The sequence below is a fragment of the Parajatrophihabitans canadensis genome, assembly GCF_053764775.1.
Window position 1 is genome coordinate 4,456,809 of record NZ_CM132445.1, and the last position, 23,578, is coordinate 4,480,386.

Genomic DNA, 23,578 nt, shown 5'->3' on the forward strand with positions numbered 1-23,578 from the left:
AAAACAGATGACAGACAGATGACAACGGCCCCTTCCGCATACCGGAAGGGGCCGTTGTGTTCACGACTTGGGGGTCAACTGGGATCAGTCGTCCCAGGGACCGTAGTCATCGTCCTTATCCATGGACGTCTCCTCTCGAACAAAACACAGCCTTCTGCGACGCTCATTTGAAGAAAGTGGCGATGGCTGTTTCTTTCTACCTGCTCCGGGTTTCGCTGAAATGTCAGCTTGATGACCGGGCGAAGTCCAGATTCTGAACGTTGTAGCTCACACGAATCTGACAGCCGCTAGGCGGGCTGCTAAGACAAAGCTAGCAGGACGTCCGGATATTCCCTAATCGGCACCCCCGCTCTACAGCGCTAGGCCCGTCAGCACGAGAACCCGTTCTTCGGTCAGGTCGTTCATAGCCGATTTCAAGCCCTCGCGGCCGACGCCCGAGTCCTTCCAGCCGCCATAGGGCATCTGATCGGCGCGGTAGCTGGGCACGTCTCCGACGATCACACCGCCAACTTCGAGATCCCGGTGGGCCCGGAATGCGATCTGCAGATCGGAGGTGAACAACCCCGCCTGAAGCCCGTATTTGCTGGCGTTGACCTGGGCGAAGGCCTCATCGACATCTCGGAATCGGGCAACCGAGAGAACTGGTCCGAACACCTCTTCATCGGCGACCTTGGTACCGGCGGGCACTTCGGCCAGCACGGTGGGGGCCACAGTACGTCCCTCGCGGCTGCCGCCGGTCAACACCGAGGCACCGGCTTCGCGCGCCTCGTCTACCCAGCTCACGATCCGCTCCGCGGCAGCATCGTTGATGACGGGGCCGACCTGCACGCCTTCGGCGCGAGGGTCACCGGTGGGCAACTTCTCGACTGCGGCCACCAGCTCGCTGACGAACGTGTCATAGATGTCGGTGTGCACCAGCACGCGTTGCACGCCGATGCAGGACTGGCCGGCTTGGTAGTTGGCGAACAGTGCGATCCGCGATGCCGCTGCGGACAGGTCCGGCCAATCGTCGTTGACGATCACCGCAGCGTTGCCGCCCAGTTCGAGGGTGACGTGCTTTCGGGGCGCCTGCGCCTGGATCGACCAGCCGACCGGGCCCGATCCGGTGAACGAGATGACCGGAAGCCGCCGATCAGCGACCAGCGCCGACATCTTGTCGTTCGCGACGGGCAGGACGCTGACCATTCGCGCGGGCAGATCGGTCTCGGCGATGATCTCGCCCAGCAACAGCGCGGTGAGAGGTGTGGCCGGAGCGGGTTTGACCAGAATCGGAGCTCCGACCGCAATCGCCGGTGCCACCTTGTGGGCAACCAGATTCAGCGGAAAGTTGAACGGCGCGATGCCGAGTACCGGTCCGAGCGGAAATCTGCGAACCACGCCGAGCCGCCCGGTTGCAGCGGCGTCGGTGTCCAGCCGCTGGAGATCACCAGAGAACCGGCGCGCCTCTTCTGCGGCCCACCGAAAGGTTGACACGGCCCGTCCGACCTCGCCTCGTGACCACACCAGCGGCTTGCCGTTTTCAGCAGTGATCAGCGCGGCAATCTCCTCCGACCGCTCTTTCAAGCGGGCTGAGATGTGGTCCAGCGCGGCCGCCCGGACGTGGGCCGGTGTGGCTTGGGCCTCGAGCCGTACCGCGTCGAGGTCTGTCACCGCCTGCTCGACCTGCGCATCCGTCGGCAGCGACACGACTCCGACTAGCGAACCGTCCCACGGCGAGGTCACCTCGAGGGTCTCCACACCAGTCGTCGGGACTCCCGAAAGGTAGAAAGGCTTGACTGAATTCGCGTCAGCTTTGAGGTCGGGCATGGATACTCCAAATCTTCACCGATCGTGTAACCCTCGGCATCGATACGGTGCCGAGCGTTACACGATTCGCTTAGGTGGACTGGGCAAAGGCCTCTTCGAGGATGTCCAGCCCCTGGTTCAGCAAATCATCACCGCTCGCCAACGGCGGCAAGAAGCGGAACACGTTGCCGTACGTCCCAGCGGTCAGTGTGATCAGCCCGGAGGCGTGGCAGGCTTTGTTGACGGCCCCGGCCAGGGCAGCATCCGCCGTCTTGGCGACCGGGTCGCTCACGAGTTCGATGGCGAGCATGGCACCGCGGCCGCGGATGTCACCGATCTGCGGATACTTCGCCGCCAACTGTTGCAGCCGCGGCATGAACAGCGCCTCGACTTGGCGGGCGCGACCACACAGATCCGAGGTCCGCATCGTCTCGATCGCGCCGAGAGCGGCCGCACAAGCAACGGGATTGCCGCCGTACGTGCCACCAAGGCCGCCGACGTGGACGGAATCCATCAGGTCAGCGCGGCCGGTGAGGCCCGCCAACGGCAGCCCACCGGCGATGCCTTTGGCGGTGGTGATCAGGTCCGGCACGACACCTTCGTGGTCACAGGCAAACCACTCGCCGGTCCGGCAGAATCCCGTCTGAATCTCATCTCCGATGAACAGGATGCCGTTGGCGGCACACCAATCCGCAACGCGCATGAGATAACCGGGCGGCGGCACGATGAAACCACCTTCGCCCTGGATGGGCTCGATGATCACGGCAGCGGTGTTGTCCTCGCCGATCTGAGCGTGCACCTGAGAGGTAAAGGTTTCGAAGGCCTCGTCGGCGCACTTGTCGGCGCCCGTCGGCCAGCGATACGGATAGGCCATCGGGACTCGATAGATCTCGTTGGCGAACGGACCGAAACGATGCTTGTACGGCATGTTCTTCGCGGTCAGCGCCATCGTCAGATTCGTCCGGCCGTGGTAGGCGTGGTCGAAGGCCACGATTGCTTGCCGTCCCGTTGCCGATCGCGCGACCTTGATCGCGTTCTCCACTGCCTCAGCGCCCGAGTTGAACAGTGCGGAGCGCTTTTCGTGCGCGCCCGGGGTCAGCTCGTTGAGCGCTTCGGCAACCTCGACGTACTCCGAGTATGGCGTGACCATGAAACAGGTATGGGTAAAGTCCTCGACCTGGCGCTGGACCCGTTCGATGACTTTCGGCGCGGAGTTACCAACGGTCGTGACCGCAATGCCAGAGCCGAAGTCGATCAGGTGGTTGCCGTCGATATCGACAACGATGCCGCCGCCGGCGCGTTCGACGTAGATGGGCAGGCCGACCGAGACACCGGACGAGACCGCGGCGGCTTTTCGCGCATGCAGTTCCGCCGATTTCGGGCCCGGAATCGAGGTGTTGAGAACCAGCCGCTGCTCGATACGGTCCGAGCTGGCCAGATCTGATGAGGACATGAGGACTCCCGGGAGCGACTGAGCTGAACGGACATCTGCCCCTATTTTCGTCCCACACGACTATGCTGTCCAATACTAGGTTTGACTACTCCCCATACCTGTCAGGCATCGATGGAACTTCACTCGCTGCGTTATTTTCTGGCTGTCGCCGACTCCGGCTCGGTGACAGCCGCCGCGCAATTTCTGCACGTCGCCCAGCCATCGTTGTCACGGCAGATCCGACGGTTCGAAAACGAGCTCGGCGTCGAGCTCTTCGCCCGCACGCGAGGCCGGCTCGTGCTCACTCCAGCGGGCGAGAGCTTCGTACCGATCGCGCGCGACCTGCTGACCCGGGCGGACGGCGTCCGGGCTGCTGCTTCAGCGCTTGCCGAAGGGCGCCTCGACCGGATTCGGATCGCTGCCCCGTCCACCACACTCACCGATGTCATCGCTCCGTTCATCGCGACCATCGGACCGGACGACCCGTTTCCCGCGTTGCTGGAAGAGGATCCGGCGAACGTGTATGCGGCGTTGCGAAGTCGGGCCGACCTTGCCATCTCCACCGAACGGGCGCCTGAGGACACGGCCTCGACCCCAATAGCGATCATGCCGATCTGGGCTTTCGTCCCGGCGCAGCATCCGTGGTCAGATCGATCAGCGGTCACCCTTGCCGAACTCGGCGAAGAGGCCGTCACCCTGTTGTTGCCCGTCAACTACAAGCCGCGGCAGGTCCTCGATCGAGCGACGAGCGAGGCAAACCTGATGCTGCGCCGCCCGGTCGAGGTCACCTCGCCCCAGCTCTCACAGGCACTGGCCGCTGCGGGCCGAGGCGTGGCGATCGTGTCTGACGACGCGCGTTTCGGGTTGCACGGGCTGCGAATCCAGGGACCGGACGGTCTGCTCACGCTCGAATTACAGGCGGCTTGGAATCCCCGCCATCACGCCGCGGAAACGATCGAGTCGCTGGCCGGGCGGCTGCGCGAATATTGTGCGACGCGGTACGGGTCCCAGGTGCTGCCCCGATAACGACTTCCAGGCGCTGCGCATCACACGGCGAACTGTCCGACGTGTCGCGGTTCATCGGTCACTGCCATTGGTTACGATCCGTCCGGTTAGTTGGCTTTGTCTGCCGCTAAGTCTCGTTCCACCAGCGAGTAGAGAGCCGAACGCCACCTGTGAACACGCCAAAACATTCCACACCTGAGATCGCAACCGGCAACCCTGAGCGGCGCCGCATCCTGTTTCTCGACTACCTGCGCAGCTCCGCCGTACTGCTTGTCCTGTGGGACCACATGGTCGGCCAATGGCTGGGTTGGAATCAGCGCAGCTGGATCCCGCTGAAAGAAGTCGACCGGTTCGTGGCCGGGCCGCTGGCGATTATCCAGGATTTCGGATGGTTGGGCGTTTCACTCTTCTTTCTCATCAGCGGTTTCATCATCACGCACGTCGCAGTATCGGAGACATCGAAGGCCTTTGCCATTCGGCGAATACTGAGAATCTATCCGCCACTCATCGTCGCAGTCCTCGCCGCGGTCGCCATTGTCGTCATGCGGCACTGGCTCAGCGTGGGTGACAGCCAACTCCACCGAGTCCCGTCGATGCCAACCAGCAGCGGCACGCTGTGGTCCATGACGTTGCTGAATTGGGTCCAATCGCCCCAACCAATCGTCCTCGGCGTCGCGTGGACGTTGGCGATCGAGGTGATCTTCTACCTATTCGTATTCGCCGTACGTCCTTTGCTGGGCAGAAAGGGACTGGGAACGTGGCTCATTCTGGGCGTGATCGCGCTCGTCTTGTGGAGTATGCGCATGCACGGCGCGAACTACTTCCTGTTCGCGGCATCGGTCAGCTACGTTCCGCTGCTCATGTTGGGCCAAATCCTCTGGCTGATGTGGTCCACAAGAATCACGGTGTGGCACGGCGTGCTGCTGTCAGTAGCTGCGTGGATCGAGTTTGTCGTTGGTCTGGAACGCCTGCAGCCGACGTTCTTGACCTCGGCGAATTCCTATGGCGTTTCGGTCGCGATCGCCTACGGCGCGTTCGTTCTGGCGATGTTGATGAATGACCGATTTCCGCAGCCCCGCATCGCGCTCTTTCTCGCCAATCGCAGCTACAGCCTCTACCTGCTGCACGGTCCGATCGCCTTGTTCGTTCTCGACGCAACGATAGGACGGTTCGGATTCACAGCGAGCCTGGTTCTTGCTGCCGCCGCGCTGTTGTTGTCAACCGAACTCTGCTACCAGCTGGTTGAGCGACCGTCCCAGCGCCTCGCCAAACTCTTGACCCGGCGAACAGCCAGCCGTCCTCAGACGGTAGCGCCGTCAACCTTGACCGCAACTGTCGCAGCGGGAGATACCTCGTCGAACCATCGGACGAATTCCTGAACGACTCCGAGGCGGAGCACCGCCGGTCCGGTCATCGGAGAAGTGACCGTCAACTCGACATCGGCGGATGCGCCTGGGCGCAGCGGAGCGGGCAGAAAGCCACGTTCGCCATCTACCGAGTCTCCATTCTCGCTGTACCAGCGTGCCCCTATCCGCACCGGATACGGTCCGAGACCGCTGAGGGAAACGGAGGAGAGATTAGTGACTCGCACGGTCACACGGCGAGGGCCGAGGCCCCACATCGCGTCTTCATCGAGGCCCTCAACGATCCGTAGCCGAACGGCGCAATCGGCTGCGGCCAGCGGCTCGTCCATCCGCACCTGCGGCGAACCCGTGGCTTCGAGTGCGCCCGTTCGGGCGCCGACTCGAAGGCCGTCGACGACGTCCTCCGAGACTCGGGCGAGCGCGAACACTTCCCGGCCGGGAAGCTCGAATGCGTTCAGCTCCATCAACGTATGCCGATCCAGCACCGCGATCCGCGCGCGGACAGCAGGGTCGGTATCGCGGTGAACACCCACCCCCACGTAGATGAACTCATCGTCGACCTCGATGCCGCGGGTCCAGCCGCCCAGGTCAACCTGTGCGCGCACATCTCCGGCGGGATCAAGGCTCCACAATTCACGAGTCATCGAGTTGCAGACCAGCCAGCCGTCACCGAGCCATACCGGGTCGTGCGGAGCTGACAATCCTGACAGCACGACCTCGCTGGTCACCGGGTCGAAGACAATGCCGGCGCCGTCGCGGGCTCCGGGGGCGGACCAACCGCGGTGCCGGTCGAACCTGCCGAAGCAGCTAACGAGCACCCGCTCACCCATCCGGCACAGTCCGTTCAGATGCCAGTTGTCTCCCCGCCCGCCGAGGGCCGCCGGAGACCACCGCCGGATCTCACGGCCCGTCTCGTCCAACCACAGCACGGAATCGGTGTGCGTCGACACGACGATGATCTCGTCGCCATCCCATAGCATCGAGTGCGGCTCCGAGACGTCGTCAAGTCGCCGGTACAGCAGCAAGCCTGTGCTGTCTGTGATGAAAAGTTCGCTGCGGACGTTGTCCTGTGGCGCCCAGGCCAGTCGGCCCAACCGAGATCCATCCGGCGACGCACACATGCCCGAGGTTGGAACCGCATCCAGCAACTCGGCTCCGTCCGGACCCACGAGGTAGACACCACCGCCACCACCTTCGGTCGCCGGCGAACTTGCCAGCAATGCAGACGCCATGCTCAGCTGCCGACGATGACCGCGATGGTGTCGCCTTCGGTGATGACATCACCTTCATGGACGGCGATTTCCGCTACGGTGCCAGCGATCTCAGCCAGCACCGGGATTTCCATCTTCATCGACTCCAGGATTACCAACATGTCGCCAGCCAGAACCTCGTCACCCGGATTGACGACGACCTTCAAGACGTTGGCGACGAGCTCCGCGAGCACGGTGTGAGTCATACGGGCAACCTACGCCCGCGGTGGCCTACTACCGAGTCACTTGAAACGGGGACGGCGAGCAGACGCGATCGAGAAACGTCACATTTCCGACAACGTGCTGCTTTCCCAGTAAGCGGGATGTAATGATCTAGTGTGAGTACGCGCCGTGAGGCTATTGGCGAGCGATGCGCTGGCCCGGGAGAGGACGCTTGAATGCACGTAGTAACCATCGCTGCGCAGAACTATCTTCCAATGGCGGCGGTGCTCGCGGATTCGTATGGCCGCAACAATCCGAGTGACGTCTTCTACGTGTTGATCGTGGACGCTCGCCGCGGGGAGGTTCCCAGTACCGATGCGTACACCGTAGTAACTCCGGAGGATCTCAGCCTCGACCCCGTGGAGTTCGATCGGATGGCGTTGATCTATGACGTCACCGAATTGAGTACCGCCCTGAAGCCATGGGCTCTCGAATACTTGATCGGGTTGGGCGCGGACGTTGCTAGTTATCTCGACCCTGACATCTATGTGTATTCGGAGCTGTCCGAGATCGAGAAACTGAGCAACGAACACGGGATTGTGCTGACTCCGCACACCGTGAGCCCCATGCGGCGCGACGGCTTGCAACCCAGCGAGGCGACCATCATGGCGGCTGGCATCTACAACCTCGGATTTATAGCAGTAAACGCGCAGAGCGTTGAGATGTTGAGTTGGTGGCAGGAGCGCTTACTTCGCGATGCCATCAACGAACCCTCTCAGATGCTCTTCACCGATCAGCGATGGATCGACCTAGTCCCCGGCTATTTTGACCACAAGATCCTTCGCGATCCGGGATACAACGTCGCGTATTGGAATCTCGATGCTCGCGAGGTGGACTGCTCCGATGGCAGCCTCACCGTCAACGGCAGTCCATTGCGATTTTTTCATTTCAGTGGATTCCGCCCTCACGAACCCTGGCTGCTCAGCAAGCATCCTGGGACAACACCGCGCATGCTGTTGAGCGAACATGACGTGGCCCGTCGGCTCTGCGACGAGTATGCCGCCGAGGTGGCGACCAGGTCGGAGGCCATGGCGGCCCCTCCGCCGTACAGATACAACTACCTGCCCGACCGCACAGAGATACAGGCGCCGATGCGTCGCCACTATCGGAACGCACTCCTTGAGGCAGAAAGGACCAACGCGGATTCGCCACCGTCGGTCTGGCTGCTCGAGGACCCCTGCGCGATCACTCGATGGTTCTTGCGTCCTGGCCAGCCGAATAAGACGCTGACGACCTACCAACATGAGGTATGGAGCAGCCGCCTCGACCTACACCGCGCCTACCCGGACCCATACGGTGCGGACGAAGTCGGGTTGCTGCTGTGGATGGAAGGGTCCGGCGTCAGCGAAGGAGCGATACCTAGTACTTTTTGTCCCGCCCCGCCCGTCGCGCGATCTATGCCGGCACGTGTGCGCGGCGAGATTGCATCACGCGGAGTCAACCTAGCCGGGTACTTCACAACCGAAACCGGTGTCGGTGAGATCGGCCGACTTCTGGTCGACACCGTCAGGGAAAGCAACATCCCGTACAACACGCTGACGACCACGAGTTCGGTATCCCGGCAGGAGGCCCGATTCCAACCGCGAGCAAGCCACGAACGCTATCCCATCACGATCGCATCGGTGAACGCCGATCAATTCCCGCAGTGGCGCCAGTCAGTCGGCACAAATCTAGCGGACGACGGCTACGTCATCGGTGTGTGGGCGTGGGAAGTCGAGGAGTTCCCCGCAAGCGCGGCCGGCGCGTTGTCGTTGGTTGACGAGATATGGGCAATCTCCAATTTCACCAAACAGGCGATCGAAGGTCGTACGTCGAAGCCTGTGCATGTCATCCCGTACCCGATCCCACTCCCGCCGGAACCGGCGCCGCTCGACAGGCGGTCGCTCGGTTTGCCGGAGGGGCCATATTTCCTGTTTGCCTTCGACTACCTGAGCATTTTCGAGCGTAAGAACCCGCTCGCCGTTATAGACGCTTTCTCCAGCGCCTTCGATGATGGCGAAGGACCACTGCTGGTGATCAAGACAGTCAGCGGCGACCGCCATCGCGACCAGCGTGAGCGCTTGCGGAGAGCAGCAAGTGCCCGTGCGGACATATTCCTCATCGAGGACTACCTTGATCGCGACGTCGTCCGCAGCCTGATGTCCGATGCGACGGCCTACATATCACTACATCGCAGTGAGGGTTACGGGTTGACCCTCTCGGAGTCGATGGCCATGGGAAAGCCGGTCATCGCGACTGCCTACTCCGGCAACACCGATTTCATGAACGACGAGAACAGCCTGCTCGTACCCTTTCGGCTGGTGCCAGTGCTACCTGGCTGCGGACCATATCCGACGTCGACTCGCTGGGCAGACCCGGATATCCCCAGCGCCGCCGCATACCTGAGGTGGGTCATCGACAATCCGCAGCAGGCTCACGAACTCGGTATACGCGCCCGCGAGTCGGTTGGCCTGTCAGCAACCATGGACCGAGCCGTCAATTTCGTCAGCGACCGCGTCGAGGCGATACTCGGCCAGGCAGCGGCCGCGGACGCGGATGAGCCAGAATATCTGACCGTTTCCGGTGCGCTCACGGACGCATTGACCTTCGTCAACACTCCGCCGGACGTCGGCACTCCAAGCCGACACCCACGACTGGCCAAGAAGTTCCGCCATGCCGTCTACCGGACACTGGCCCACCATGATCAGCAGGTCAACGAACGGATGACCGCGATAGTTCAGTCAGTCCAGTCGGTTGAGGCAGATGTTCGAGCGGCCGACCTGCATCAGATCCATCAGATTGAGCAAACTTCTGAGACGGTGGACAGGCTACGGATCACACTCGATACGGCCAATCACTCGATAGACCGTCTTGAACGCAGGATAAACACGATGCGGGCCACCTCTATCAGCGAAGGTGCACACCTGGTTAAGGCGGTCGACGCACTGCAGGCCGAGCGCGCGCGCGTCGACGACCTGGCGAGACAACTAGCTTTAGCCTCAGCTCGCGTTGATAGCCACGACGACCAGTTCGGTGAGGTAGTCGAACGGTTGAACGACAGCAAATTGCAGCTGGACAGGGTCGTAGCCGAACTCGTCGCGACACCTTTCCGTAGCGACGCTGACGCCTTGGTGGTGCGAGACAGCCGGGGCCGCGCTGCTCTCGGTTACGCCGATTCCGCATCAGCCGGATACGCGGATTTCGAAGATGTCTTTCGCGGATCGGAGGATTTCGTTTCCGGACGCCTCAAGTCCTACGTCCCGCTGCTTGACGCGCACGGCCCCGTACTGGACATCGGCTGTGGCCGCGGCGAGATGCTGGACCTGTTGAGAGACGGCGGCGTCGAGGCTCGCGGTGTTGATCTGGACGATTCGATGCTCAAACGTTGCCGAGAGAAAGGGCACGCTGTCGCATCCGGCGACGGCAACGACTATCTCGGCGCACAACCCGCGGGCTCGCTAGGGGCTATCGTGTCGTTCCAGCTTGCCGAACACTTGCCTCCAAGCGAGGTCCGGCGAATGTTCGATCTGGCTTATCGTGCCTTGGAACCGGGCGGCCTCCTCATCGCCGAGACTGTGAATCCCCATTCCCCAGCTGCCCTGAAGACCTTCTGGCTCGATCTGACTCACGTCCGGCCCCTGTTCCCCGAGTCGCTCCTCTTCCTTGCGAAGGAAATTGGATTTCAGAGGGCGGAGATCTACTTCCCGCAAGGTTCCGGCGAACTTGATCAGGACCTCCGCTCCTGCGGGGAGTACGCGATCATCGCAACAAAACGCGACTGACCGAACCGTCTGCGCTTCGTCAACATTCAGAGCAAGTTCATTTCCGACCCCGGCCGCTGGAGAATGAGTTGAACAACGCAATGCCGTCCCTCGGTGCACCTGAAGTCGCGCTGCCGGTGCCCGACGCCAAGCTCAGGTGGCGAGTTACCGGCTACGATCTGTCTGCCGACCAATTCGACAGAATCGGCGCGGAGTCGCTGAACGATCTCCGTCGGGTTCTTGCCTTTGCCGGAGTGGACCTGAAAGAAATAGGTCGCCTCCTTGACTTCGGGTGCGGCTGTGGCCGCATCATGCGACACCTAGCCTCGATCGCGGGCAAGGTCGAGCTGCACGGTTGCGACATCGAACAAGAGCCGATCGACTGGAACACGGCCAACCTGCCCTTCGCATCGTATGTCTGCAATGACGGCATGCCGCCTTTGCCATACGGTGACGACTTCTTTGACGTCGTGATCAACCACAGCGTGTTCACGCATTTGCCCGCGGATTATCAGGACGCGTGGCTGGCCGAGCTCTCGCGGGTCGTGAAACCGGGCGGTCATCTGGCGCTGTCGGTCGCAGGCTTACACGCGTTCGGGGGCCTCGTTCAGTCCTATCTCGACTGGCCTGCTGACCCGTCCGAACTCAAGCGAGCGATCAACGAGGACGGCTTCCTCTATATAGCCGACGACTCCTGGTCAGGCACCGACTTCCCGGATTTCTACCATTCGGCCTTCCACAGTCCGAACTACGTCATGACTCACTGGGCCGAGTTCTTCACCGTCGTCGGGTATTTTCCGCGGGCAGCGCTCGAATTTCAGGACATCGTGTTGCTGAGAAATGATGTTCGCAAAACGAGCATCCGGGCTGAGACGTCGCCCGGGTCTGGTCGCGACAACCCGGAGCAACTCACACGGCGTCCGTAGATTCGCCATCAAAGCCGACCTCGGCTACGATTTATCCATCATGCGCGCACTGCTCCTTCTTGGTGGCCGTGACGAGGCACTCGAGCGCTAGGTCAACAGACCCGTTCAGTCGGCCCCTCGTCGCGGGTCGCAGTGCTGTGCCGACGCTTCCGCTCAACCACTGATCACCCGAACGGGCAAACGTGCCCCTGATCGTGGAACCCGGCAACAGGAGCTAATAGATGAACGCGTTCGACGCCAACGGCCAACCAGTAGGCCCAGCCCGCGCCCGCAGTACCCAGCAACCCAACTCGATGCCCGTCCATCGCTATTCGGCGTTTCCGCCCGTCGCCCTGCCCGACCGCCAATGGCCGACGCGCACCATCACGCACGCGCCGAGGTGGCTGGCTACCGACCTTCGAGACGGCAACCAGTCGCTGATCGATCCGATGAACACCGCTCGCAAGCTGGCGATGTTCGATCTGCTCGTCAAGATGGGTTACAAAGAGATCGAGGTTGGCTTTCCGGCCGCCAGCCAAACCGATTTCGACTTCGTCCGAGAACTCATCGAGTCCGACCGGGTGCCCGAGGACGTCACGATCTCGGTGTTGACTCAAGCACGTGAGGAACTGATCCATCGCACGGTCCAGTCACTGGTCGGATCAGCCAAGTCGACCGTGCATATGTACAACGCCGCAGCACCGGTTTTCCGCAAGGTTGTCTTCGGCTTCGGCAAGGACGGCGGCGACGGCCGGGACGAGTGCCGGGCAGTGGCCACCCAGGGCACCCAGGCGGTAGTCAAGTTCGCCGAGCAATACCTGGAAGGCACCAACTTCGGCTACGAATACTCCCCCGAGATCTTCATGGACACCGAGCTCGAGTTTTCCCTCGATATCTGCTCGGCAGTCATGGATATCTGGCAGCCCGACGCAGACCGCGAGATCGTGCTGAACCTGCCTTGTACGGTCGAGCGCTCGACGCCGAACGTCTACGCCGACCAGATCGAGTGGATGAGCCGCAACCTGCCGCGCCGCGAGCACGTCGCGCTTTCGGTGCACACCCACAACGACCGAGGCACCGCTGTGGCTGACGCCGAACTGGCAGTCCTCGCGGGTGCGGACCGGGTTGAAGGGTGCTTGTTCGGCAACGGTGAACGCTCCGGCAACGTCGATCTGGTGACCCTCGGCCTGAACCTGTACAGCCAGGGCATCAATCCCGAGATCGACTTCAGTGACATCGACGAGATTCGCCGCACTGCCGAGTACTGCAATCGCATCGGCGTTCACGAACGGCACCCGTACGCCGGCGATCTCGTCTACACCTCGTTCTCCGGATCTCATCAAGACGCGATCAAGAAGGGCTTCGAGGCGCTGGAGGAATCGGCCAAAGCCGCCGGCAAGCCAGTCGGCGAGATGGCATGGTCCATTCCGTACCTGCCAATTGACCCGAAGGACGTCGGACGCTCCTACGAGGCAGTCATCCGAGTCAATTCGCAGTCCGGCAAGGGCGGCGTCGCCTACATCATGAAGGCCGAGCACTCCTACGACCTGCCCCGCCGCCTGCAAATCGAATTCAGCCAGGTGATTCAACGGCACACCGATGGCGAGGGTGGCGAGGTAAGCGCCGCCCAGATGTGGGAGATCTTCGCCAACGAGTACCTGTTCAACCCCGAACAAGCCGATCAGGCGTTCGCGCTGCGGTCGTTCACGTCCTCCTCAGAGGACGGCGTCGAGCGAGTCAACGCCAAGGTCAGCGCGTTCGGCAAGGACTGGGAGATCTCCGGCGTCGGAAACGGCCCGATCGCCGCCTTCTGTTCTGCCTTGTCCGAGACCGATATGGGTCTCGGTGGGGTCAACGTACGAGTGCTCGACTACGCCGAGCATGCCCTCACCTCGGGACGCGATGCCGAGGCCGCCGCCTACCTCGAGATCGAAATCGGTGAGCGCGTGCTGTGGGGCGTTGGCGTCAGCGAATCCATCGTCGGGGCGTCACTGCACGCCGTCGTCAGCGCGCTCAATCGGGTCGCACGCAACCGTTGATCAACTGCCGTCGGGCGCGGCGCACACTTCAGGCTCGCAGTGAAGTCAGGCTTGGCACCCAATGAAGTCAGGCCTGGCACCCAATGAAGTCAGGCCTGGTGCGCCGTGAAGCGCCGCGGCCGACGGCGTAGTCCTCGCACGAGCAGGATCACTCCTGCCACGGCGAGCAGCACCGTTGCGATCAGTAAGAGGTAGAACGACAGGCCCAGCGATGAACCCTGCGCTCCGATCGCCAGCGTGCCGATCGCAGCGTCGGTCTTACCCGCCACCGCCTTGGCCGGCGGCACCCGCGGTGTCGTCGCCGCCAGGTCGAGGAGCGGCTTGACGCCGGCGAAGACCACGTTCGGCTTCGAAGCGGCGGCATTGGCGTTGATCGCAGCCGCAGGGTTGATCAGCCCGAGGCCGTATTGGTCATCGTCACCCTTGGGACCAAGATCGGTTACCGACCCCAGGAGCCGCGACAGGATCTGCTGGTTCGTCGCGGTGGGGAATTTCGACCAGATGACAGCCAGTGCCGCCGAGGTGATCGCAGTGGCCTGGGACGTGCCACCGCCGACGAAGGCTCGCCCGGATACCTTCGACAGGGTCGCGATGTCATCGCCTGGCGCGACGACGGTCAGGTACGGGTGCCTCGAGGAGAAGCTCGTCACCGTGGACGAGGCATCGACAGCGCCGACCGAAATGACACCGAGGCAGACGCCCGGCTCCTCAACGGGGCTGCCCGACTGACCGGAATTGCCCGATGCTGCCACCACCAACGCGCCCTTTTGCAACGCATATGTAACGGCATCCTGCAACATCCCGGGACACGGATCAGGATCTTCGGCCGCATCGACGAATCCGCCCAAACTCATGCTGATGATCTTTGCCCCGTGATCGGCGGCGTACCTGACCGCCTGCGAAGTCGCGTTCGCCGTTGGCGTGCCCTGCCTGACGACGCCCCTCAAGGGCACCGAAATGGGCAAGATCTTCGCAGCAGGCGCGAGGCCTTCGATATCGCCATATCCGGGCGACGCCGCGATGAGCGATGCCATCGCCGTGCCGTGCGAGAAGTCATCGCTGTCGAAGTCAGTCCGCCCATCGGTGCCGTTGCCGATGAGATCCGCGCCCGGAAGCACCTTGCCCGCCAGCTCCGGAAGATCGCCTTGGACACCGGTATCGACGACTGCGACCGTGATCCCGCGACCATCGGCACCCGAGGCCCACAACGCAGGAGCCTGCCACGCGTCGAACCACCATTCCGGGGCTTCGGCCGGACCCGGTGCGGCATGCGCGGACGAGGCATTCAGCCCGCTCAGCGCAGTGAAGGCACACAGCATCGACAGCACCAGGGCGGCAGCCCGAAACCCACGCCCAGCGCCCGAGAGGCCAACCTCATTCACGGGGCTCAACCCAGCTCACGGCGCGTGGGTTATCGACCGAGGCGATGGCCTGGGCGTACACCATCGTGGAACCCTTCTCGGCAACCTGCTGATTGTCGAAGTTCCACACCTTCCAGGTCGCGTCGACGCTGGCCTCGACACTTACCGTGATGAGCCCCTTGCCGTTGTGGTCGAGATCGATCGAAGGGCTGCTGTCGCCGACCTTCTTCGTCAGGGTGCCGTGCAAGCTACCGGGCACCGGCCGTTGGGTTTTCGCTATCGGACACAGTGGGTCGGTCGACGTACTGGCCAGACATTTGGTCAATGCGGCATCCATCCCATCGGCGACCTGTTGCCTGGCCTGGCTGGTGAGCGTGGGCACCACGCTGATGACAGCGGCCGAGTCGCTGAGTTTGGCGGCTGGATTGCCCGCAACAACGACAGCAGGCGAATCCGTCCCTACGGGCAGGGCACCCGGGAACAGCTGTATCTCCGATGTCGGCATTGGACGACCGGCGAACGTCAGGCGGTCAGAGCCTCCCTCGCCGTCGGGAATCTTGATCGTGGCCGCCACCTGGTTCAGTCGCCAGCCAGACCCGCGATCGGCCAGTCTTACGGTGTCAGCCACCTGTTTCGGACCATCGGGAAAGCCCAGAACGTAGCGCACGTCGACAGTGGCCGTTGAGCCCGTGGTCGTGGTCGTGGTGACCGTGAAGTGAGTCAGCTTCGCTGTTCTGAGCTGCTCGTCGAGCACCTCGGCTGTCAAAAACTGTGCAGCAGACCCGGCCGGCGGCGTCGCTGCGAAAGCCAGTGCCCGGCTCGCGTCGTCGTCGGCGATTGCGGCGAAATAACGCTTGGCGACCGCTGCCGGCCCGTGGCTCTGGCGGACCTGTACGTACGCAGTCAGCGCAGTCGCGACAGCCGCGACAAGGCAGAGAACAGCGGCGGCCACAAGCACGGGTCGGCGCCTGCCCCTAGCAATCGGTGGTGGCGGAAATGGCGCTGAATCGGGCAGCGGCAACGGTGCCGGCCCTGAATCCGCTGAACTCCGATCGGCCGGCGGCGGCCGCCAGATCGCCCGCCGCTCGTCGTCGGAATCCCCTGACATGACTAGTCGACCGTCCGACGTCCGGAGAACGCCCGACCCAAAGTGACTTCGTCGGCGTACTCGAGGTCGCCACCAACCGGCAGCCCGCTGGCAAGTCGACTCACCGTTACGCCCATCGGCTTGATCAGCCGCGCCAGGTAGGTCGCGGTTGCTTCGCCCTCAAGGTTCGGATCGGTCGCGATGATGAGTTCGGTAACCGTGCCGTCTGACAGGCGCTGCAAAAGCTCTCTCACCCTCAAGTCGTCAGGCCCAACCCCGTCGATCGGACTAATGGCCCCACCGAGCACGTGATAACGGCCACGAAACTCCCGAGTGCGTTCGACGGCAACGACGTCCTTCGGTTCCTCGACCACGCAGATCACCGTGAGATCGCGCCGCGGATCACGACAGATCCGGCATTCGTCCGCCTCGGCGACGTTGCCGCAGATTCGGCAGAACCTGACCTCGGCCTTGACGCGTCGCAGGATCGCCGCCAAGCGCTCGATGTCAGTGGTTTCGGCCGACAGAACGTGAAAAGCGATCCGCTGGGCACTCTTCGGCCCGATACCCGGCAGCCTGCCCAGCTCATCGATCAGATCCTGAACGGGACCCTCATACATCACAGGCCGGGGATGCCCAGTCCGCTCATGCCTCCGGTCAGTGGACCGAGCTTCTCACTCGCCACCTGCTGGGCGTTGCTGTTGGCGTCCCGAACGGCGGCTACCACCAGGTCCTGCAGGGTCTCCGCGTCGTCGGGATCGATCACCTTCGGATCGATGGTCACCGACAACAACTCACCGCCGCCCGTCACCTTCGCAACCACCAGCCCGCCGCCCGCCGAGCCTTGGATTTCGGTCTCAGCCAGCTCTGCCTGTGCCTCTGCGAGCTGCTGCTGCATCTTCTGCGCTTGCTTCATCAATTGCTGCATATTGGGCTGGCCGCCTGGTCGCACCGGATTCTCCCTCGGGGTACCGCATCTTTTTCCGTCAGCCTAACGTGGACCTCCGTCACTCCGCCGGTCACGCGCGTCCGTGCACTCGCGCAGCAATCGAGACGGCCTCGGACGAACTCGGCCCATCGCCGGCTCAACGTCCTCGAGGCGGGCTCCGCACGCTCCGCGCAAAGTAACCTTAATGGGCGCTTATCAACGATTATCGGCCGAACTGTGCACCGGCTGCCAATTCTGATTCACGCTAGGTAACAATTTATGACTACGTCACAAAGCATATTCGTTCCAATTACCTCGGGCCGATTATTTGTAACCGCCGCCATATTTCGCAAACACCCCTCCGCCCGTCCGGTTGTTGCGCTACAACTATCCCGTCCCGATTCGTGCATCACAGAGTCGCCCAATTGAGAACTCGGCCTGTGATGGCTTTGCCGTGTTTCGGGAGTGTTCCTCCACGACGAACGATAGGAGCTTTATGAATTCCCGCTCACGGCTGGCTTGTATGACAATTGCCGCCGCTTCCGTCAGCGTATTGGCCGTCGGCACCTTCGCGACCTCGGGTCCGACGGCCGCTGCGCCTTCACCAGTTAAGGTCGCGGCTTCGGCGGCTTCGGTTTCTGCAGCCGCGTCGTCCGATGATGACGTTGCCAACGATGCGGCCGCGCGCCAGCTCTCTCAAGACGAAGGTATTTCGTTCGCGTCTGCCTTGTCCCGCGTCCGTCTTCAGCCGGCAATCAGCCAGCTCAATCAGGATCTGACGAAGAATGATCCTGACTTCGGCGGCCTATGGATCGATCAGGCGCACGGCGGCGCGGTGGTGGCACAGACGGTTGCGCACACCGGTGATGCGCACATCGCTAGTTACGCGAAGAAGTACCACCTGACACCGATTGTGGCTCAACGCTCGGTGCGCTTCAGCCTCAGCCAGTTGCAGAAGACCTACAGCGACGCCCAGACCGAAGTCGCCACGTCTCCGAAGAATGGGGCATCCCTCGCCGCGGACGTGGACATCGTCCAAAACCGCGTAGAGATCGGGACGGTAGGCGGGAATTCGAAATCAATGACGGCCGCGCAGACGAGCTGGTATAACGGCGCAGCCAATCGCGGTGAACCAGTTCACCGGCGTGACACCGAACCCGGGGGATTAACGTCCGGGTGTGTCTTTCCATTCTGCAATCCGCCGTCGCGTGGGGGTGTATTTCTGAATGAGGGAGCTCGATGGGGCTCTGGCTACTGTTCGACCGGATTCAACGCGACCAGTTTCGTAGACGGTAAGCACTACCTGATCACTGCCGGCCATTGTGGGTCCGAGTACGGCGGACCATGGACTGAACAGCTCCTGAGTGACGGCGCTTTTCACGTTGTCGGTAACACTCACAAAGCGGTACGGGGCGCATCGGACGATGAAGCCTCAATAGCCGTGAACAACCCTGCGGGGTGGCACCTGCCGAGCGGATATGTCGTCGTGAATGACGCGTCCAGCCCTGGCTATCCGACGACCTACAACGATCTCTACAGCATCAAGACAACCGCGTTTCCCGCGATTGGGACTTACCTGTGCCGAACCGGAGCCACCAGCGGCACCGCGTGTGGGCCGGTGACGAGCCTCAACGCAGGGACTGCCGGTCTCAACGGGATGATCAAGGTGCATGCCAGAGCCTGCCAAGGCGACAGCGGCGGTCCGGTCTACGTAGGGCACGCAGCCTACGGAATCGAGGTCGCGGGCAGTGGGCCAGCCGGAACGATGCGCGGGCCCAACGGCGGCGTCGAACAGTGCTACTCGGATTTCTACGCCGTGAATATCGGGCGCGTGCAGGCCGCGCTCAATATGTGGCTCGACTATTCATGACTGCTGTTGTGACCGAAGGATAAGGATTCTTCTTAATTCGCCCGCGGAGCCGGACCATCAACGAAGGCCGACGGTCCGGCTCCGTTCGGCTGTTTCGCCACAGTGGGTGTTAGCCAGCCTAGGTACGGGGCCAACCTTGCAGCGCCGCAAGTAGACCGGTGCACGCCCGTTCGATCTGAGCCAACACGTCAGCGAAATCGTCCGATTCACCGTAGTAGGGGTCGGGGACATCGAGATCTGCGCTGGCCACCGCGGTCCGGTCGTAGCTGCGCAGCAGCACAATCGAGTCGGCAGCGACGGCCGGATCATCGGCCACAAGTGCCAGCTGCTTGAGGCGGCTGAGGTGTTCGCCGTCGAGTGCTACGACCAGGTCCCGATCGGCGAAGTCGCTCGGTATGAATTGCTTGGCACGGTGCGATGGATCTCCCGGGCTCGAATAACCGCGCTCTATCAGGAGCCGGCGTGATCGTGCGTCCATGTCGTCACCGACGTGCCAGTCGCCCGTCCCCGCACTATCGACAACGATCTCGTCCGCGAGACCCGCCTTCTGCACCAGAGCGGTGAACACGACCTCTGCCGTTGGGGAGCGACAGATGTTTCCCGAGCATACGAAGCAGACCCGCATCGGTTCAGCTGTCCATCGGTCGGGCACCGAGGCTGTTCTTCAGCAGCTCCATCGCGGCAACCTCGGGATCTGAGCCGCCTGATGCCTCCCGCTCGTCCGACTCCTCGTCGACTCCGTAGTCCTCGGGAGGCGGCTCACTCGGCAGTGCTCGCTCGTCAGCCGTCCGCTTGGCTGGACGGGTCGGGCGGACGGGTCGCGCGGGGCGGGCATCGGACGGCTCGGTCGCCGTCGCCCGTTGAGCCGCCGGATCAACCGAATTGTCACCATTATCGGTTCGGCCCTGCACCTGAACTGATCCGCCGGGATCTTGGGTACCGCCAGCTGTTTGACCATTCGCAACGCCCGCAGCAGCTGTGGCCCCGTGGGAACCATCAAGACCCTGGGACGCGATGCCAGCCGTGGCGCTGACTTCGATCTGCCAGCCGCCCCCCACCACCGACGCAATGGCTTCACGAAGGACCGACAGATTCTTGTCGTCCGAGATCATCTTGGCGATCGGTGCCGAGCTGACGCCGAGTCTGATCGTGGTGCCGTCGACTTCGGTGATCGTCGCGTGATCGAGAAGGGCATGGGCGCGGCGGCTGCGTTGCTTGACCTCTTCGAGCACCTCGGGCCAGATGCGCCGGAGGCCAGCCGAGTCCGAGGTCACGGACGGTTGGGTCGGCTCGGCCAGCTGGGCCGATTCGGTCGGCGCGGATTCGGTCGGCGCGGATTCGGTCGGCGCGGATTCGGTCGGCGCGGATTCGGTCGGCGCGGATTCGGTTAGGGCCGGTTCCGAGATGGCTGGCTTAGACGGGGCCGGTTCGGAGGGCGCTGGCTTAGACGGGGCCGGTTCAGCTGGCACAGGTGGTGTTTCAGCTGGCACAGGTGGTGTTTCAGCCTGAGCGGGAGACTTGGTTTGGGCCGCCGGACGCGACCCGTCCGGCTGCGCATCAGCGGTGAAACCCATGCCCTGCCGGCGTTCGAGTCGCTCGAGCCGTTGCAGCAGCGCCGCCGAGTCGGTCGCCGCGTCGGGCAACAACATCCGGGCGCAGAGCAGCTCGAGCATCAACCGCGGAGACGTCGTGCCCCGCATGTCGGTCAGTGTGGTGTGCGCGATATCGGCAAACCGGACCAAGGTCGCCGTCCCGATACGACGGGACTGATCGGCCATCTGCTCGGCCTGATCGGACGGATAGTCGATCAAACCCTTGGCTGCGGCGTCCGGCACGGAGTCGATGACCATCAGGTCGCGGAACCGTTCCAAAAGATCTGCGGCAAACCGACGCGGGTCGTGACCGGCTTCGACGACCCGATCGATCGTCGAGTAGACCGAAGCCGAATCGCCCACCGCCAGCGAATCGATCATGTCGTCCAGCAAGGCCGCATCGGTGACACCGAGCAGCCCGACCGCCATGGCGTAGGTAACGCCCGCCGGACCAGCGCCGGCAAGCAGCTGGTCGAGGATCGACAAGGAATCTCGTGCCGAGCCGCCGCCGGAGCGAACGACCAGCGGAAACACCGTGGGCTCAACCGTGGCGTGCTCGGCGACGCAGATCCGTTCCAGATGGGCCCGCAGCGTCGACGGCGGTATCAGCCGGAACGGGTAGTGATGCGTGCGGGACCGGATCGTCTGCAGAACTTTGTCCGGTTCGGTCGTCGCGAAGATGAAGACCAGGAAGTCCGGCGGCTCCTCCACCAGTTTCAGCAAGGCGTTGAAACCCTGCGTGGTGACCATGTGGGCTTCATCGATGATGTAGACCTTGTAACGGTCACGAGCGGGTGCGTAATACGCGCGCTCCCGCAGGTCACGGGCATCGTCCACACCACCGTGACTCGCAGCATCGATTTCGATGACATCGATGCTGCCCGAACCGTTCGGCGCGAGGTCCTTGCAGGAGTCGCACACCCCGCACGGGGTTGGTGTCGGGCCCTGGATGCAGTTGAGGCTGCGCGCCAGAATCCGGGCGCTCGACGTCTTACCGCAGCCTCGCGGGCCTGAAAACAGATAAGCGTGATTGATCTTGCCAGCGCTGAGAGCTTGCATCAGCGGACCGGTCACGTGCTCCTGGCCGATGACCTCAGCGAAGGTTGCTGACCGATATTTGCGATAGAGCGCCAATGCCACCCGGTCAGGTTAGTCGAGTACTACGACAGCCGGTTGAGACAGCTGGTCAGTGGGCCGCCAGGGTCTGGTCAGTGGGCCGCCAGGGTGAAGTCGGCGAAATCGAAGCCGGGAGACACCACACACGCCACAAGCGTCGCCCGATCGGCGGCCGGCTCGGCGGTCTGCCACTCGTCGGGGCGCACGAGGTATTGACCGCCGACCCCGAGCTCGCAGGAGAACCCGGGGATCGGCGCATCGTCATGACCTCCGACCGTCAGCAGCACTGGGCCGCCGCCTTGCCACAGCCAGAGCTCGTCCGAGGCCACCCGGTGCCAGGCCGAACGTTCGCCGGGCAGTAGCAAGAAGGCCACACAGGTCGCCAACGGTCGTTGGCCACGGGCTGTGGTCACCGTTGTCGGGTGGCGCCAGGTCTCGCGGTACCAGCCGCCTTCGGGATGCGACTGCATGCCGAGCGCTTCGGGATCGGATATGAACAGTTCTTCACCGACGCTCACGGCGGAAACCTCCAGCTCGACTGTGCCTATCCAAACACGCCCAGCGTCTGACATGCCCGACGAGATCGCGCTAGCGTGGCGCACCAGGACACGCTGTGCGAGGGCGATGCCGAGGCGATGGCGATGGCGGCGATGGCGATGGCGAGTCCGGACAGGGAGAGTGAGCCGAGGTGACGACAGCGAACGCGGGTGGCCCGATCGACGTGGGCGAGTTCGACGCTGCGCCGCCGGCCGATGCCGCCGCCGAACTCGTACCTTGCTGCGCCAGCAGGCGATGGGTTTCGCGGCTGGTCAAGAATCGCCCCTACGCCAGCCTCAGCCGGCTGAGTTCAGCATCGGACGGGGTACTGGCCGCTCTACCGTGGCCCGACTTGCTCGAAGCCCTCCCCGAGCACTCAGCCGAACACCCGTACGGCGCCGAATCTCGAGCTGCCGTGGGCATGCTCAGCATGGGCGCCTACCGCGATCGGTTCGGCTACGCCTTTGTCATCTGTTCCGCCGGGCTCACTGAGGCCCAGGTCATGGTCGCCTTGCGGTCCCGACTGCGAAACGATCCCGTCGCCGAGCGGGAAGTCGTCCGTGCCGAACTCGCCAAGCTCGTCCGGCTACGGCTCGCCAGCGCCTTCCGCTGAGCGACCCGCCGCTTGCCTGCTCGCCTCTACGAGCGCCTCGAACAACAGATAGGTTCGCTTGTCCGCCGAGACCTCGGGGTGCCATTGCACAGCTAACCGGAATCGCGCTTTGGGATCCTCCAGGGCTTCGACCGTCGCGTCGCCTTTCTCCCACGCGCTGGCGACGTAGGTGGGATAGGTAGCGACGCCTTGATGGTGGTAGCTCGGAACATCGATGGAAGTGCCGAGAATCGAGGCCAGCTGGCTCGCCGGATCGATGCGAACACCGTGTTCGCCGTAGGTGGCAGGCGCGGGCGAGTGCCGGTTGTGCCCGACCCGATCGGGCAGATGCTGCTCCAGGGTGCCGCCGGCGGCGACGGCCATCACCTGCATACCGCGACAGATTCCAAGCACCGGCAGGTCGATTTCGGCCGAGACGCTGGCCAACGACAACTCCGCGGCATCGCGATCACGTCTCGCCGCTTGTACCGCCGGGTGCGCCGATTGGCCATAGCGGCCGGGCTCAACGTCGACCCCGCCAGCCAGAACCAGCCCATCCAGCCGGCCCAAAACGGCGGATGCCCAGGCTGGGTCGGCGTCCAAACGGGGCGGAATCATCAGCGCGATTCCACCCGCGGCCTCGACCTTCGCCACGTAGGCATGGGGGATCAAAGCAGCCGGGACGTCGGTCCAGGCGCCCCAGGACGCCGGCTCAAGGTAACCCGTGATGCCGATGATCGGGCGCGTTGGCAT

General features: G+C 63.1%; 19 protein-coding genes. 7 read left to right on the forward strand and 12 right to left on the reverse strand.

From position 1 onward, the window contains the following. Positions 1-351: 351 nt before the first annotated feature. Positions 352-1,806, reverse strand: coding sequence for an aldehyde dehydrogenase family protein (locus tag ACSMXN_RS21465; protein WP_022914502.1), 1,455 nt, complete (start codon positions 1,804-1,806; stop codon positions 352-354). A 70-nt stretch (positions 1,807-1,876) separates the two neighbouring features. Further along, positions 1,877-3,238: a 4-aminobutyrate--2-oxoglutarate transaminase gene (gene gabT / locus ACSMXN_RS21470; RefSeq protein WP_022914503.1), complete on the reverse strand. Its 1,362-nt coding sequence runs from the start codon at positions 3,236-3,238 to the stop codon at positions 1,877-1,879. An 81-nt stretch (positions 3,239-3,319) separates the two neighbouring features. On the opposite strand from gabT, the gene ACSMXN_RS21475 reads away from it, so the two are divergent. Together ACSMXN_RS21475 and ACSMXN_RS21480 are read left to right on the forward strand one after the other, a co-directional pair. Next, positions 3,320-4,243, forward strand: coding sequence for a LysR family transcriptional regulator (locus ACSMXN_RS21475; RefSeq protein WP_155958470.1), 924 nt, complete (start codon positions 3,320-3,322; stop codon positions 4,241-4,243). A gap of 149 nt (positions 4,244-4,392) precedes the next feature. Then, positions 4,393-5,601, forward strand: a complete 1,209-nt coding sequence (locus ACSMXN_RS21480; RefSeq protein WP_022914505.1) for an acyltransferase family protein — start codon at positions 4,393-4,395, stop codon at positions 5,599-5,601. Here ACSMXN_RS21480 and ACSMXN_RS21485 read toward each other — a convergent pair. Continuing rightward, on the reverse strand, positions 5,523-6,818 hold the full coding sequence (locus ACSMXN_RS21485) for a DUF4915 domain-containing protein (RefSeq protein ID WP_022914506.1): 1,296 nt from the start codon (positions 6,816-6,818) through the stop codon (positions 5,523-5,525). The genes ACSMXN_RS21480 and ACSMXN_RS21485 overlap by 79 nt on opposite strands. Before the next feature lie 2 nt (positions 6,819-6,820). Next, positions 6,821-7,042: a biotin/lipoyl-binding carrier protein gene (locus ACSMXN_RS21490; protein WP_022914507.1), complete on the reverse strand. Its 222-nt coding sequence runs from the start codon at positions 7,040-7,042 to the stop codon at positions 6,821-6,823. 192 nt (positions 7,043-7,234) lie between these two features. Here ACSMXN_RS21490 and ACSMXN_RS21495 point away from each other — a divergent pair, with 192 nt between their 5' ends. The 3 genes from ACSMXN_RS21495 (at position 7,235) to leuA (ending at position 13,742) form a co-directional block, all read left to right on the forward strand. Beyond that, entirely contained in the window at positions 7,235-10,819 is a 3,585-nt protein-coding gene (locus ACSMXN_RS21495; protein ID WP_081649240.1) for a methyltransferase domain-containing protein, read from the forward strand. A 68-nt stretch (positions 10,820-10,887) separates the two neighbouring features. Next, complete coding sequence (locus tag ACSMXN_RS21500; protein WP_155958471.1) at positions 10,888-11,724, forward strand: class I SAM-dependent methyltransferase; 837 nt, start codon at positions 10,888-10,890, stop codon at positions 11,722-11,724. 221 nt (positions 11,725-11,945) lie between these two features. Next, entirely contained in the window at positions 11,946-13,742 is a 1,797-nt protein-coding gene (leuA, locus tag ACSMXN_RS21505; RefSeq protein WP_022914510.1) for a 2-isopropylmalate synthase, read from the forward strand. Positions 13,743-13,831: 89 nt separating this feature from the next. On the opposite strand, the gene ACSMXN_RS21510 is transcribed toward leuA, so the two are convergent. Genes ACSMXN_RS21510 through ACSMXN_RS21525 form a run of 4 tightly spaced genes read right to left on the reverse strand, consistent with a single transcriptional unit; the run spans position 13,832 to position 17,118 of the window. Beyond that, positions 13,832-15,124: a S8 family serine peptidase gene (locus tag ACSMXN_RS21510; RefSeq protein ID WP_022914511.1), complete on the reverse strand. Its 1,293-nt coding sequence runs from the start codon at positions 15,122-15,124 to the stop codon at positions 13,832-13,834. Further along, positions 15,117-16,211, reverse strand: a complete 1,095-nt coding sequence (locus ACSMXN_RS21515; RefSeq protein WP_155958472.1) for a hypothetical protein — start codon at positions 16,209-16,211, stop codon at positions 15,117-15,119. Before ACSMXN_RS21515 ends, ACSMXN_RS21510 begins: the two co-directional genes overlap by 8 nt. A 2-nt stretch (positions 16,212-16,213) precedes the next feature. Further along, the gene (gene recR / locus ACSMXN_RS21520; protein WP_022914514.1) at positions 16,214-16,810 is read right to left on the reverse strand and encodes a recombination mediator RecR; all 597 of its coding nucleotides are present in this window, start codon (positions 16,808-16,810) and stop codon (positions 16,214-16,216) included. Next, positions 16,810-17,118 carry a YbaB/EbfC family nucleoid-associated protein gene (locus tag ACSMXN_RS21525; protein ID WP_022914515.1) on the reverse strand — a complete coding sequence of 103 codons (309 nt, stop codon included), beginning with the start codon at positions 17,116-17,118 and terminating at the stop codon, positions 16,810-16,812. Before ACSMXN_RS21525 ends, recR begins: the two co-directional genes overlap by 1 nt. Positions 17,119-17,641: 523 nt before the next feature. On the opposite strand from ACSMXN_RS21525, the gene ACSMXN_RS21530 reads away from it, so the two are divergent. Beyond that, a complete protein-coding gene (locus ACSMXN_RS21530; RefSeq protein ID WP_022914516.1) occupies positions 17,642-18,988 on the forward strand; it encodes a trypsin-like serine protease in 1,347 nt (448 codons plus the stop codon). A 118-nt stretch (positions 18,989-19,106) separates the two neighbouring features. Here the strand turns inward: ACSMXN_RS21530 and ACSMXN_RS21535 are convergent, their stop codons facing one another. The 3 genes from ACSMXN_RS21535 to ACSMXN_RS21545 all read right to left on the reverse strand — a co-directional run bounded on the left by ACSMXN_RS21535 (position 19,107) and on the right by ACSMXN_RS21545 (position 22,214). Further along, complete coding sequence (locus ACSMXN_RS21535) at positions 19,107-19,613, reverse strand: low molecular weight protein-tyrosine-phosphatase (RefSeq protein ID WP_022914517.1); 507 nt, start codon at positions 19,611-19,613, stop codon at positions 19,107-19,109. Between the two features lie 4 nt (positions 19,614-19,617). Next, complete coding sequence (locus ACSMXN_RS21540) at positions 19,618-21,714, reverse strand: DNA polymerase III subunit gamma and tau (RefSeq protein WP_455407789.1); 2,097 nt, start codon at positions 21,712-21,714, stop codon at positions 19,618-19,620. 74 nt (positions 21,715-21,788) lie between these two features. Next, entirely contained in the window at positions 21,789-22,214 is a 426-nt protein-coding gene (locus ACSMXN_RS21545) for a cupin domain-containing protein (protein ID WP_455407637.1), read from the reverse strand. Between the two features lie 170 nt (positions 22,215-22,384). Here ACSMXN_RS21545 and ACSMXN_RS21550 point away from each other — a divergent pair, with 170 nt between their 5' ends. Continuing rightward, positions 22,385-22,846: a 2-oxo-4-hydroxy-4-carboxy-5-ureidoimidazoline decarboxylase gene (locus ACSMXN_RS21550; protein ID WP_022914521.1), complete on the forward strand. Its 462-nt coding sequence runs from the start codon at positions 22,385-22,387 to the stop codon at positions 22,844-22,846. Here the strand turns inward: ACSMXN_RS21550 and ACSMXN_RS21555 are convergent. Then, positions 22,820-23,578: a gamma-glutamyl-gamma-aminobutyrate hydrolase family protein gene (locus ACSMXN_RS21555; protein ID WP_022914522.1), complete on the reverse strand. Its 759-nt coding sequence runs from the start codon at positions 23,576-23,578 to the stop codon at positions 22,820-22,822. The two genes, ACSMXN_RS21550 and ACSMXN_RS21555, sit on opposite strands and share 27 nt — an antisense overlap.

Excerpts from the sequence above, each read along its gene's own strand:
- leuA (WP_022914510.1), top strand. The coding sequence starts at position 11,946 with ATGAACGCGTTCGACGCCAACGGCCAACCAGTAGGCCCAGCCCGCGCC.
- ACSMXN_RS21465 (WP_022914502.1), bottom strand. The coding sequence starts at position 1,806 with ATGCCCGACCTCAAAGCTGACGCGAATTCAGTCAAGCCTTTCTACCTT.
- recR (WP_022914514.1), bottom strand. The coding sequence starts at position 16,810 with ATGTATGAGGGTCCCGTTCAGGATCTGATCGATGAGCTGGGCAGGCTG.
- ACSMXN_RS21495 (WP_081649240.1), top strand. The coding sequence starts at position 7,235 with ATGCACGTAGTAACCATCGCTGCGCAGAACTATCTTCCAATGGCGGCG.
- ACSMXN_RS21490 (WP_022914507.1), bottom strand. The coding sequence starts at position 7,042 with ATGACTCACACCGTGCTCGCGGAGCTCGTCGCCAACGTCTTGAAGGTC.
- ACSMXN_RS21485 (WP_022914506.1), bottom strand. The coding sequence starts at position 6,818 with ATGGCGTCTGCATTGCTGGCAAGTTCGCCGGCGACCGAAGGTGGTGGC.
- gabT (WP_022914503.1), bottom strand. The coding sequence starts at position 3,238 with ATGTCCTCATCAGATCTGGCCAGCTCGGACCGTATCGAGCAGCGGCTG.
- ACSMXN_RS21530 (WP_022914516.1), top strand. The coding sequence starts at position 17,642 with ATGACAATTGCCGCCGCTTCCGTCAGCGTATTGGCCGTCGGCACCTTC.
- ACSMXN_RS21535 (WP_022914517.1), bottom strand. The coding sequence starts at position 19,613 with ATGCGGGTCTGCTTCGTATGCTCGGGAAACATCTGTCGCTCCCCAACG.
- ACSMXN_RS21525 (WP_022914515.1), bottom strand. The coding sequence starts at position 17,118 with ATGCAGCAATTGATGAAGCAAGCGCAGAAGATGCAGCAGCAGCTCGCA.
- ACSMXN_RS21555 (WP_022914522.1), bottom strand. The coding sequence starts at position 23,578 with ATGCCAACGCGCCCGATCATCGGCATCACGGGTTACCTTGAGCCGGCG.
- ACSMXN_RS21515 (WP_155958472.1), bottom strand. The coding sequence starts at position 16,211 with ATGTCAGGGGATTCCGACGACGAGCGGCGGGCGATCTGGCGGCCGCCG.